Raw genomic sequence first — 12,728 nt, 5'->3', positions numbered from 1 at the left:
CAACTTTTATATTACAATATTTTACATATTTAGTATGATGTATATGAGTTCTGTATATTAAGGGAGGAATGGGAATGAAAAGGTTCATAACACGTGCAAGTGGTAGTGCAATCTCAAAAAAGTTAGTTTTAATGGTGTTGTCGATGGTTTTAATGATATTGATGATTACCCCATCGAATGATGTATCGGCAGCCAACCTATCAAAAGCAGGTTCACTAAAAGGCGTGAATTTATTTAATGGAAGTTGGACAGTTGCTATCCAGGCAGCAAATTTACAATATGTTTCCGCTGAGCCTTTTGGAAATGTAATAGCAAATCGTAATGCAGTTAATGAATGGGAGAAATTCGAATTAATTCCGACTGGGGAATTATATACGTACGCTTTAAAAGCTAAAAGTAATGGGAAGTATGTTTCGTTTGAGCCAAATGGTAGAGTAGTAGCAGATCGTACATCAATTGGGGCATGGGAAAAGTTTATCTTATATAATGGTGGAGACAATAGGATATATGTATTACAAGCATTAAGTAATGGTAGATATATATCAGCAAATGGTGGTAGAGAATTAACAGCTACTAGTTATGTAGCTGGAAGCTGGGAAAGATTTGTTATTGTATACTTCTAAACTTTGAAGTGTTATATATTTAAATGATAATGGCATGTTTAGTTTTTATAAACGCCTTAATACAATAAAGTATTAAGTATTTAATACAAGTGTATATTAACGTGTAAAAGGGCTGCAAGTAATTAGCAGTCCTTTTTACATGTTAAATAAGGACTTACTGAGGTTATAATGAAAAGAAAAAGAACCCTATAGGGTTCTTTTTCAAGGCATATTAACAGTAAGGAGAATCATGAAATGCTACTTCAAATCTTTATTAGGGGAAAGATTTTGAATAAGCTTAACATACATCTATTTTTACATAAATGTAATATATAGTAAATTGATAATGTTTATACTTACTATTACTAATATTCAATTAAGATAATTAACACTATTTGTATAGTGTTAATTAAGTCTGTATTTAGAAAACTAATAATAGTCCCCAAGTTGGTTATATATGTATAATATTATATTATACATATATTATATTTGCTAAAAGAGCTTATAGATATATCATTTTAAAAATTAATTAACATTTAAACAATTTTAACTGAAATTGGGTGTGTATTATCTAAAAGCAAATAAAATAAACAAAGACCCTGTAATTATTGTAGTAAGGTACATAGAACTAAAACCAAGATATTCTTGCGAACTCAAAAAGCCTAAATTCCTAAATTCCTTAATTTAGGAATTTAGGCTTTGACGCTATGTCATGGATTACAATCGGAATGGAATCGGGCATATCTACTACAACAGAGTTATAATTTCTTCAGCTCACTAAATTAGAAACTGGTGTTTGATTACCGTAGTTGAATTATTTCTCTTTTAAAAGAACGGAAAGATTTTTTACGTTAGCATTTTTTACATAATAATTATTTAAGAGAAAAAATACTACTGAGTAATGCTATTAAATCCCAGTCTAATTTCTAATGGTCCCAGTATCTTTTATTTTGACGTGCGTCTTTACATTTATTTTAGCCTCTGCTAACGCTTGCAACCAATCACCTTTTACTTTTTTCCACTCTTTATATTGAAATGCTCTAGCATATAGGGATAATCCGATTGGATCAATTTTATTCTGCTGTATTTCATACAACATATTTTGTAAATTATTATTAATTTCTTTTTGAATAGCCCTTTTTAAATTATTTATATTTTTTTTATTATCATAGTGTCCCTTAATTAAATTCGCATTGGTTTTTTCTATTAAAGCTACATTAGCATATATATCGAGATTAAATACAAACTTTCCGTTTTGAAAATTAACAACTACCTTCCTTGTCGCGTTCTGTACGAAGATAGAAGTGTTTGTTTTTTTGTTCGACTTTTTAGGAGGAAGCGCAAGGTGTAGTATCATTCGCCCGCTATTTTTTTGCTTATTTATAAGATTGAAAAATTTAACATCTTTTTTAGGGATATGAGTTAAATATTTCCCTTTTCGATTTAAAAATGCAATTCCTACTGTGTCGATTTCATTCTTTGTTTTTTTGATAATTGGAACAGCTTGCGTCATTCCTTCTTCATTTTGTTCTCTCATTAATTGTTGAATTGTAGAAGAGACGGATTGGTTATTTTGAATTGACGATTCAATTACACCATTTATATAAGATGAAAGTGATGGTTTACTAGGCTTATGAATTTTAAAAATTTCTTCTGCAGGTCCATCTACAAGTACTACTTTAGCATTAATGGTAGCGTAAGGATCACGGTAAGAAGAATCAAGCTCCTGCAACCAATTTGCTTCTTGCGCTAATTTTTTCCCAATTAAAATGATTTCAGCTTTGGAAGCTGTCATAAAGCCCGTTAACTTCGTATCTATCTTACTGAATCCAGTATATACAGTTGATGCTTGTGTCCAATGTTCTATAGTACTTTTTTGCTGTTTATGATGAAAGAGTGGTATGCTTGTTCCAACTTTTATATCTCCATTAGGGGTTCTATCCAAGCCAATTAACAGGATTAATGAAACCTTCTCAAGAGGAATTCTCTGACTACAACCAATTATATATACACAACAAATTACAATCCATATCCATTTTCGAATCAAAGTTGTTTCCTCCTAGTAATCCAAGTAAAAAGAATACTGTAAGTGAAAAATAAGATTGGTAATAGAATAAAGAAAACGACATTTAAGATATCCATAAGAGAATATATAAACAAATATTGATCCACATCAGGATTTAGGAAAATAAATAGGCCAACTATAAATAACATAAAAGCAAGCAGCACCCAATTGCGGGCGTTTTTTTGAAGTGAAATGGTCACAGATTCAAAACTGAAAAATAAATACGGATATATCGTAGTGGAAAATACAATTAAATAGTAAGCGATATATATAATTTCTAATCGTTCCATGAAAGAAAAACGAACCCCTTTTAACAGATGAAATACTGGCCAGATTACGTCTTTTATCCCCTCTGGACTAAAGTATATATAAGAAAGAATAGTAACATATAGATAGAAAAACATGGTTCCAGTATTCGCTATTAGTAGTCCTTTTATGGCTTTTTGTTTTTTTTGTAAGAATGGGTATATATAATATGCAATTTCTAGCCCAGCATAAGGAGTAATGGTTTCTTTTGTTGCTTTTACAATAGGGTATAATCCTTCTTTAAATATAGGTAGTAGGTGTAAAGGATTGTAGTTAGTCTTTAGTGAAAAAAGAAGAAATAGTGGCATCCAAGTAGTGAAGAAGAAAACAAGCATAGAATAACTAGTAAGAGCCCTTAACCCACTCAGGGCTAAAATAATGAAAGGTAATAGTAATAATATGGTGATTTGATAAGCAGGAGTGGAAGGGAATATCCACACTTTTACAATATCAGTTGCCTTTAATAAAGTATTAAATCCAGCAAAAAATAGATAAAAGGCATATGCAAGAAAAAGAATTGTCCCTATCCATTTACCAAAGTATGTTTTTAAGATTTGTGAGAAATTTTTGTTAGGATTTTTTTGTAACATTAATATAATAAATACACCGATTATAGAAGTAACTATCCATCCGAGAATGATCGAAATCCAGCCATCTGTACCAGCAGTAGTAGCAAGTGGGCTTGGCATAATTAACATACCAGATGCAAGTTGCAGCGAATGAATGAAAATAATAAATTCGAATAAAGTTACTTTTGGGAACTTAAGATACCCCATGTTAACCACCTTCTTTTTTCTTTCTTTGTTTCGGCTGTCCTGTACTCGAGCGGGTGGTAATCATCGAAATAGGAAATCTTACAAAAGAATCTTTTAGCTCTTGGAGACGAAATGGTGCGATTGGCATGCCGTATGGTGAACCATAGGAAGTTAGTGAAACAAAATGAGCAAATAAGAGCATTAATCCACTAACAATACCGACAATCCCATAAAAGTAGGCCAATAACATCATTGGAAAACGGATAAGGCGTATAGAACTTGATAAATCATAATTAGAAACAATAAATGAAGCAATGGCTGTAATAGATACGATAATAACCATAACGTTACTAACAAGACCAGCTTGAACAGCTGCCTGTCCAATTACAATCCCTCCAACGATCCCAATAGTTTGTCCAATTGGTTGTGGTAAGCGAATACCAGCTTCACGTAGCATTTCTAGTGTAATTTCCATTATAAAAGCTTCCAATAAGGGGGAGAAAGGGACTTTGACTCTTGATGTTGCAATAGAAGTGTATAAGTCTATAGGAATAATTTCAAAGTGAAAAGAGACTATAGCAATATAAAATGCGGGTAAAAAAATAGCTATAATAAATCCTGCAAATCGTAATAAGCGAAAAAATGATGCGATGAGCCAATGAATATTATAGTCATCTGGGGTTTGAAAAAATCCAATCAAATTCATAGGAACAACCATTGCACCAGGGGATCTATCCATTAATACTGCTACTTTCCCATCAAGTATATGATTTGAAATGGCGTCTGGGCGCTCGCTTAAATAAGCCTGTGGAAAAGGAGTCCAATTTTGATCTTTTGTATAATTAGATAGCTCTCCAATACTTAATACCGCATCTGTTTTGATTTTACAGATTCTAGTTTCAATTTCTTGGACTACATCTGCGTTTGCTACATCACCTAAGTAAATTAAATAGACTAAAGAAGTGGCTCGTTCTCCAATCGTCAGCTTTTTGATTTTTAACTCTGTAGAAGGAATATATCGACGGATAAGACCTATATTTTTTGTGGCATTTTCAATAAATCCATCATGGGATCCTTTAATAGTAACTTCTGAAATTGGCTCTTGAATTGCTCTCTCTGCCCAGCCTTTTGTATTTATTAGAAGTGACCGCTTTTCTTTCTCCATAAACAGTACACATTGCCCCTCAAGTAATCCTTCTTTAATTTCATTCCATGTATATACTATTTTGGTATGAGTAGCAATAATATTAGAATTAAATATTTGACTGTCGTCATTTACTTCTTGTAATAATGGTGTAACAACATTGGTTTTTAATGCAACACCATCTGTAAGGCCTTCAAAATAATATAGTAAAATATTCGTGTTTGTTTTTAATTGCAAAGGATGTTCAATTAAATCTGCACTAATATCAAAGATATTATCTAGTGTATTTTTAAGTTGTTTTAAGTTACTTGTTTGGATCTTTTCAATGGTTTTATCTGTCTTAGTTTCTAAGGTCTCTTCATTTAAGGACAAAATTGACACCTCTTTAATATATAACGATTAGTTGTATTTATTATTTTTATATGATTGAATTTTATTCACTAATTTAAACTAATTGAAGATAAGAATTAATAAATTTGATGTGCTATATTATTAATTCAATAATTGAGAGCAAAAAGTAGATGTAATTTGTGTGGAAATGTAAGTATTAAGATAGAATTGAAATTTGAATGATTATAATAAAAAGAACCCTCGATAGGTTCTTTTTATTTGGTAAATATGTTGTCAACAATAGATGGCGATAAAGGTAGTAATTTAGATGTCTTTATGTTAATCAGCTAAATTTTGTAGGAAGAATTCTTTTTTCATACCTTAATACTCAATGAAAAAGGATATTTCATTTATTTGGATGTTCTAGTGTATTTGAATTTTGCGCACCAACAAATTTTGTTTAGGGACAAAATGCATTTTCTTAATTATCAGAAAAAACAGCGCAACAAAATTCCTATTCATTATTTTGGTAGGTATCAAATATTTCTTTGGCCTTATTTTCTTGATATTACCGTACGTTTATATGTTTCTAAGGGAAAGAAATACTTTCATTTTTATTACCATCTATTGTTTGATTAAGATGGTAACATGAAAGTGAAACGTTTACAACCAGAAAATAAAGAAAAAATATTAAAATGCGACTTTTTTCGACAATTATTCTATGTTTATATTTAATTTTATTATAGGAAAAGGCGGAGGGAAGCGGACCTTTTCCTATAAACTGTTTTGTTGGAATTAGAAATAACTAAAAAAGTAATAATAGCTTAAAAGGAAAATGAAATTCAATGATAAAGTTATTATTGAATTTGTGAACCTCAGATATCTTGAAAGTATGGTCAAATTTTAATCCACTTTGCGTTTCTTCCTTTTGTAACTAGCTTAATATGGCCAAACAGTTGCAAGGAATTTAAAGCCTTACTGATTGTGCTCTCTGCAATGTCTGGATAAGTGTTACGAATACTTTCCTTAGTAAAGGGTTGTTTTTGTTTAAGTATAAAATTCTGAATTCTCTCAACTTTAGTATGTTTACATATAGAATCTAGAACTGTGTTATGAAGATCTTTGTAAGCCTCTAATATAATTGTTAAAAACGTTTTTAACCAAAAGCTATTATTATGTTCCTCGCAGTACCAATTCACCGAAGATTTATAAATCGAATTGTAATAATCAGATTCATGTTTCTTAATATATTTATCCAAACATACATATTTTACAAATGTGTGTCCACTCCTAATTAACAGCAATTGCATTAACATAAATGCCAACCTGTTATTACCTTGATTGAAAGGGACTATGCAATAAAAATTTAATATAAAACGAGCTATTAATAAAAGTGAATGAAGCCCCTTACTAGTATTTAATGAGTTGTATTGATCACATAATTGCTCCATAAACTGTGGAATAAGTTCATGCGGAAGAATGCGGTAACTATTCAAGTGCATTCCATGTTCTGGAATTCCTGGAATAATAAAAGGTTTTTCACGCCATTTGGCACTGTCAGAGGTAATGTAATGTATTAGTTGAAAATGTAATTCCTGTATAGTTGCTGGATTGATTAATAAAGTACAGGAGTTTTTATGTACAAAAGAAAGTGTTTGATAATAGCAAAAAATAGCATCTTCCGAAATATTTTGAGGTACGATATCATCTAAAATAAGTTCTTTTAATCTTTTATTAGGAACTTTTATATCCTCGTAAATAGTTGTGAAATTTTTTATGTAATGTAGTGGTATAGTTTTTTCTAAGCTATTAAATATGTCCGGGTTTTGTTCCTGATAAGCAGCTAATTTTCCTTTGAATTCGCTAATTTCACTTATTAAATTTATTAACCTCCTTTTCAATTCAATATTTTTATACTTATCATCAAAAAAGTCTCTCATTTTTGTTCCCCCTGTAACCCCTTAACACGTTGTTGCATATATCTTTCCATTCTAAAGGTATGCCACGACATCATTGTAAAATAACGACATTTTCATTCTGATTTTAAATATATATCAGAATCAATATTTTTATTTAACAATTAAAACATGGAAATTATAAAGAAGAATCGTTAGGATTCAATTTTAATAGGCATAATCCTAACATCAAATGTACAAATGTACAATAAAAAAATAAAAAATATAAAACTATTGACTCTTTTGAAAGATTATTTAAAAGAATTTTAAGAAATTGTAGGTACAGAGGTGCTTTAGTTTAGCGGTAAATATTGAAGTGGTAATAAAGTTTTCATAGCTAATCAAAAAGTAGATAAACTATTAATTTGTGACAATTATGTGCCTAATCTATTATATACTTTTATGAGAATTCTAAAATTAAATCCTAAAGAGCTGAATTTTCTATATTTATCATAAAGATTAGAAGAGGCGTGTTGATGAAATGTATCATTTTATATAAAAATATGTAACGTTTAATACTCGTATTGTAAAATATTTTGACATACGTTAATTTAAATATTAGGTACAGGAACATTTAATAAAAACTCAGTACTAAAGTACCCTTTAAACGTTCCACCCTAAGAACGTTTTCTCAAGCACACTGAAGTTCATCCTTTGTTTCTGTACCTTATTAGATAAAAATAACACAACAAATTATTGAAATACGATAATTAAAATTGGATTTTTAAATCATTTCTCTTTTCTTGGACATTAATAATCTCTTGATAATCTGTTTAAAGTAAGGAAATACAGGATAGAAAATGGCTATTAATAAAGAAAATATAGTTAAGCTAGATACCTTAAGTTATTTTATGAGTAATTAAGCGTTAGTTTGAATTAGTAGGAGTATTATATGTGTTTGTTAAAAGGCTTGTTTTATTTGATTTGTTACTATTAATTTATGAATTTTAACATCTAGAAGCTAGTCAATATATAGATAATATTAGTTATGTGGGTTTTAACCTCAAGTGTATATGTTTAAGGTTAAAGGATTTGTGGTGGTATAAAAGAAGTGAAAGTCTGGAAGAAACGGATATAATCGGTTTCTTCCAGACTTTTTTTGCTTTTTTTGTAATATAAAAAATTTATTTTTCCTACATGATTTAATTATCTGTTTTAATATTTGAATTTTTTGTGAAATCAAACGGAGTTTTTAGTCTTCTTTAAATACATAATGTTACAAAATAGCGTAATTGTATTTACTTTATTTTTATAGGAGATTAAAAATAATAATAAATGTACCAATTTATGAGAGATATTAATATATTAATTGGTGATTTGTTCGTTTATCCCTATATTGCTATTATATTAGCGAGAACAATATATTGGGGGGACAAGAATGAATTTGAAATTAACATCTAAATTGGAAAGATTAAGAAAAAGTAAAAAAGGAATTGGTGCTTGTGTTCTGGCTGCAGGGGTGACGGCAATTACAATGATTCCTCAAAGTGCGTATGCACATGGGTTTGTTGAAAAACCGAGTAGTCGTGCTGCTTTATGTAGTCAGAATTATGGGGCATTAAATTTAAATTGTGGAAATGTAATGTATGAACCTCAAAGTCTAGAAGCACCTAAAGGGTTTCCAGATGGTGGACCGATTGATGGGAAAATCGCTTCGGCAGGAGGATTATTTGGAGGAACTCTTGACCAACAAACAACAAATCGTTGGTTCAAAAACACAATTAAGGGTGGAGAAAATACATTTACATGGAAATATACAGCAGCACATTCTACAAGTAAATGGCATTATTACATTACAAAAAAGGGATGGGATCCTAACAAACCGTTAACACGTGCTGAATTAGAACCAATTGGTACTGTGAAACATGACGGTTCGGCTGCATCAAATAATTTAACACATACAATTAATGTACCAACTGATCGTAATGGTTATCATGTTATTTTAGCTGTATGGGATGTAGCAGATACGTCAAATGCCTTTTATAATGTAATTGATGTAAATTTAGTAAATAATGAAACACCTGATACAGTAGCTCCAAGTCAACCAACTGAATTAAATGCCTCTAAAGTTTCTGCCAATAGTGTTGAAATAACATGGAAGGCTTCTACTGATAATATAGGTGTAAAAGAATATCAAGTGTTACGTAATGGAGAAGTAATTGATACGGTACCAGGTACAACTTTTATTGATAAAAAGTTAAAAGCAGATACGGAATATACCTATACAATAAAGGCATTAGACTCTGCTGGAAACATATCAAAAGAAAGCGAAAAACTAATGGTTAAGACAACACATGCAATCCCAGATATAGAGGCTCCAAGTCAACCAAAAGGATTACATATTATGGGTACAACAGCGACAACTGTTGATTTGATGTGGAGTCCGTCAGAAGATAATGTAGGTGTTGACCATTATATTGTATATAGAGAAAGCGCTGGGGTTATGAATAAAATTGGGACCGCGGCTAATTCATCCTTTATGGATAAAGATTTGAAGGCTAATACATCGTATAAATATGTAGTGACGGCGGTTGATTTAGCTGGAAATGAATCTAGTAGAAGTGATGTTTTGAATGTAACAACAAAGTCAGAGGATTCCGTATATGAAAAATGGGATGCAAGAAAAGCATATACTAAAGGTGATAGAGTAGTACATGAGGGGAAAGTGTATGAAGCAGTTCAAAATCATCAAGGAAATGGCGACTCAAATTGGATTTTTGCTTTATCGCTTTGGAAGCCAGTTTTGAATAAATGATAAGCTGAAAAAGGTAGTAAACAATTTTGGATTGCTCTTTAAAAATTAAGGGCTGTTTCAAATATAATTATCTAATGGATTAAATGATATGTTAATAAAGTGAAACTTTAATCAGTGAAGGTTTTGTTCATCCCCCACTGATTATCATCCCTCACCAATCGGGCTTTTACGGGCGCCCGTTAATGCGGGATAAAATTTAAACGCCACCCTAATGTTTACGAAATGAAATTAAAAAAGAATCCCAATAGAATTCCATTGGGATTCTTTTTTTCTAATTTGTAATAGCGTATATTTTCACTGTGAATTTGCTAGTGGCACCAATTGGACTTGCAATATAATATTTAGTATTTGTGTAAGCTTCAGTCCTAGATTCATGTGAAATATTTTTCCAACGAGTGGAATCTATTCCTAGGGAAACATCAATCATTACATTGAAAGAAATAGTAGAAGGATAATCTTTTTCTGAAGGCACAATAACCCATTTTAATTCTTTGGTACCTACAGGTAAACTATCAATTTTAAAGTTTTGGCTGGATCGATTTTGTTGCCCTGATAAAGGACTAGATTCAGATGATATTTGTGAAATTAATATTTCCTTTTCATTTGAATGTATACCATTTAATTTAATGATACTATCAATTAAACCTGGACCGGGAAAATCAGCTGCGATGATACCAGAATGTTTAATTGCGCCTTGTTGTAAGAGTTCGGTCCCAAGTGTATTCATCCCCCCATAGTATACTTGTCCGTTTCTATCGCGAGGGAAATCACTCCACGCATTAGTGGAATTCGTTTGAATCAATTTAGGACTACTGTCAGTATTTCTGCTCTCTTTTCCGCTTGCAACAAACCAAGGATATACATTATTTAAAAATGCGGCTGCGCCCCCCGTACCACTAAAATGGTTGAGATAAATTTTTCCATTATTAAAATTAGTATTTGTATTTTGTAGATGGTTTTTTATCGCAATCCATTTTGTATATATTTCGTCTGGTCCGCTTCCAATTTCAAATTTATCTTGTATATTCAAACCTTCGTAATCAATCCCGTACAATTGAGTGGATGTAAAGTTTTGTAAGATTACAATTTTCCCGCGGGTATCTCCTAAAGTAGGGTTATTTCTATCTGAAGTTGGTACGGAATTAGGATCCCAAAAATATGAAGCATTAACGTTTTTATATTTTAAAAATATCTCCTCAAATGATAGAGATCCACTTTCAGGAGTAGTTTCTTCTTTTAAGCGCATTAATATTGTTTCTGTTGGGTGATCTTTTAAAAATTGAATGGTCTCTTTTAATACATCTTCAAACACAGCTTTTTGATTTACAACGCCATGATACATTGCAAAAGAATCTTTTACACGTTTAACACGCATATCTACATATCGAATTCCGGAATTTAATTGTTGGGATAAACTCATAGTTTGATTTCTTGTCAAATTTTCATCAAGAAAACTCGCTCCATGTAAAGCCATCGTACCGTGAGTCCCTGGAATAGATATTTCACTTATTTTTGTTGAACCTTCTATTTTCGACATCCACGATGGATTTTGATACCCTATATTGGATTCGTAGGAGTAACCTGGATGACTATCAGCTAAAATAGTAGATGGTGTACTTAAACTTGCTAGTGTAATACAAGTAAGGATGCTAATTTTAAAGAAATTTCTCATTTTTATTTTGTTCATTTTTTCTCTCCTGACCTTTAAACAATTGTTAGATGATTTTTTACTATATTTATTGTTTTTCATTCTTAAGATAATAAATTTTTGTATTTAAAAATAATTAACAATAGGGGGAGTAAGTTATTTGAGACTTTAATAATTTTTTATTATAAATTGTCCCTAATAGCTAAACAGATTCTTGAAAACTCGAAGTATAGCCTCCAAAAAACAACTGTTTATCGTATTGAATACAAACAAAACAGAAGTCCTAAAAAAGACTTCTATTTTGTGACATATAATGAATGATAAGGTGGTAAACAAGTCAAGATAATGTGATTGAGTGGTAAAAATTTATTAATAGCTGTTTTAGAATCTCTTATAACAAGGCTGATTACAAAAAGCAGATCTCTACACTGCTAATAAAAATTGAAAAATTCTACTCATTAAAACTGAGACTAACTACAGTTGCAATTGATTGGGCTGCATGTTCCCAGCTTCCATCTATAACTTTACCAATCTGCTGACCAAGTGCATTTAAATCATTTGGATTAACTGGAATTCCATTATACGCAGCAAGAATTGATAAAAGTGGAGCAGCAAATGGTGTCCAACCACCTCTATCAATATTAAATACAGGTTTATCTAGTACCTTTCCATCTTGTACTGTAAACTCATAATAAAATTGATCATCTGGACGAAAACTTAAATGATGAGAGATTTGCCCCTTAACATATTTTTTTCCTGCACCTAGATTTACTACTTCTATTTCTTTTACATTAAATTCATGTTCAAATACTTTGATTTTTTTGACTTCTGGACCATTTAAGGCAGCTTGAACGGCTGTTTCCAAATTGTTTTGTGCAAAAGGTTGAATACTTAATTGTGCCTCTTTTGGTTGAATGGGAGCCTCCTTTTCTGCAGCAAACACTGAGGTAGTAGGTAGTGCACCTGTAGCTAACGTAGCTGCAAGTGCTGTTGTCATCATGATTTTCCTTTTCATCTTCATAGTTTTTCTTCCTCTCTAAAAGTTTTGATATATAATCTTTTAAAGACTGACACGGTGCATTTTTTTTCATAATGTACGCAAAAAATCAGTTTAAGAATTATGTGAAATCGTGTCAGAAAATTAAAAATCATATATGTATTTAAGATG

General features: G+C 30.9%; 8 protein-coding genes. 2 read left to right on the top strand and 6 right to left on the bottom strand.

Going from position 1 to position 12,728, the window contains the following annotated elements; all coding sequences use genetic code 11:
• Positions 1–74 precede the first annotated feature (74 nt).
• The gene (locus ACW0JX_RS16950; protein ID WP_095690417.1) at positions 75–623 is read left to right on the top strand and encodes a fascin domain-containing protein; all 549 of its coding nucleotides are present in this window, start codon (positions 75–77) and stop codon (positions 621–623) included.
• A gap of 898 nt (positions 624–1,521) precedes the next feature.
• On the opposite strand, the gene ACW0JX_RS16945 is transcribed toward ACW0JX_RS16950, so the two are convergent.
• The 4 genes from ACW0JX_RS16945 to ACW0JX_RS16930 form a co-directional block, all read right to left on the bottom strand.
• Positions 1,522–2,649 carry a Ger(x)C family spore germination protein gene (locus tag ACW0JX_RS16945; protein ID WP_459244957.1) on the bottom strand — a complete coding sequence of 376 codons (1,128 nt, stop codon included), beginning with the start codon at positions 2,647–2,649 and terminating at the stop codon, positions 1,522–1,524.
• Positions 2,646–3,749, bottom strand: a complete 1,104-nt coding sequence (locus ACW0JX_RS16940; RefSeq protein WP_075678058.1) for a GerAB/ArcD/ProY family transporter — start codon at positions 3,747–3,749, stop codon at positions 2,646–2,648. Before ACW0JX_RS16940 ends, ACW0JX_RS16945 begins: the two co-directional genes overlap by 4 nt.
• 1 nt (position 3,750) lies before the next feature.
• On the bottom strand, positions 3,751–5,244 hold the full coding sequence (locus ACW0JX_RS16935) for a spore germination protein (RefSeq protein WP_098976448.1): 1,494 nt from the start codon (positions 5,242–5,244) through the stop codon (positions 3,751–3,753).
• 854 nt (positions 5,245–6,098) lie between these two features.
• The gene (locus ACW0JX_RS16930) at positions 6,099–7,142 is read right to left on the bottom strand and encodes a Fic family protein (RefSeq protein ID WP_001204212.1); all 1,044 of its coding nucleotides are present in this window, start codon (positions 7,140–7,142) and stop codon (positions 6,099–6,101) included.
• Between the two features lie 1,393 nt (positions 7,143–8,535).
• Here ACW0JX_RS16930 and ACW0JX_RS16925 point away from each other — a divergent pair.
• Complete coding sequence (locus tag ACW0JX_RS16925) at positions 8,536–9,912, top strand: lytic polysaccharide monooxygenase (protein WP_459244956.1); 1,377 nt, start codon at positions 8,536–8,538, stop codon at positions 9,910–9,912.
• 271 nt (positions 9,913–10,183) lie between these two features.
• On the opposite strand, the gene ACW0JX_RS16920 is transcribed toward ACW0JX_RS16925, so the two are convergent.
• Complete coding sequence (locus ACW0JX_RS16920) at positions 10,184–11,599, bottom strand: phosphatidylinositol-specific phospholipase C (RefSeq protein ID WP_089171538.1); 1,416 nt, start codon at positions 11,597–11,599, stop codon at positions 10,184–10,186.
• Between the two features lie 412 nt (positions 11,600–12,011).
• Positions 12,012–12,581, bottom strand: coding sequence for a methyltransferase (locus ACW0JX_RS16915; RefSeq protein ID WP_089171537.1), 570 nt, complete (start codon positions 12,579–12,581; stop codon positions 12,012–12,014).
• Positions 12,582–12,728: the final 147 nt, after the last annotated feature.

This window comes from Bacillus sp. C-3-6, assembly GCF_054509685.1.
This window is presented reverse-complemented; position numbering and strand designations above follow the sequence as displayed.

Excerpts from the sequence above, each read along its gene's own strand:
- ACW0JX_RS16925 (WP_459244956.1), top strand. The coding sequence starts at position 8,536 with ATGAATTTGAAATTAACATCTAAATTGGAAAGATTAAGAAAAAGTAAA.
- ACW0JX_RS16920 (WP_089171538.1), bottom strand. The coding sequence starts at position 11,599 with ATGAACAAAATAAAAATGAGAAATTTCTTTAAAATTAGCATCCTTACT.
- ACW0JX_RS16940 (WP_075678058.1), bottom strand. The coding sequence starts at position 3,749 with ATGGGGTATCTTAAGTTCCCAAAAGTAACTTTATTCGAATTTATTATT.
- ACW0JX_RS16915 (WP_089171537.1), bottom strand. The coding sequence starts at position 12,581 with ATGAAGATGAAAAGGAAAATCATGATGACAACAGCACTTGCAGCTACG.
- ACW0JX_RS16950 (WP_095690417.1), top strand. The coding sequence starts at position 75 with ATGAAAAGGTTCATAACACGTGCAAGTGGTAGTGCAATCTCAAAAAAG.
- ACW0JX_RS16930 (WP_001204212.1), bottom strand. The coding sequence starts at position 7,142 with ATGAGAGACTTTTTTGATGATAAGTATAAAAATATTGAATTGAAAAGG.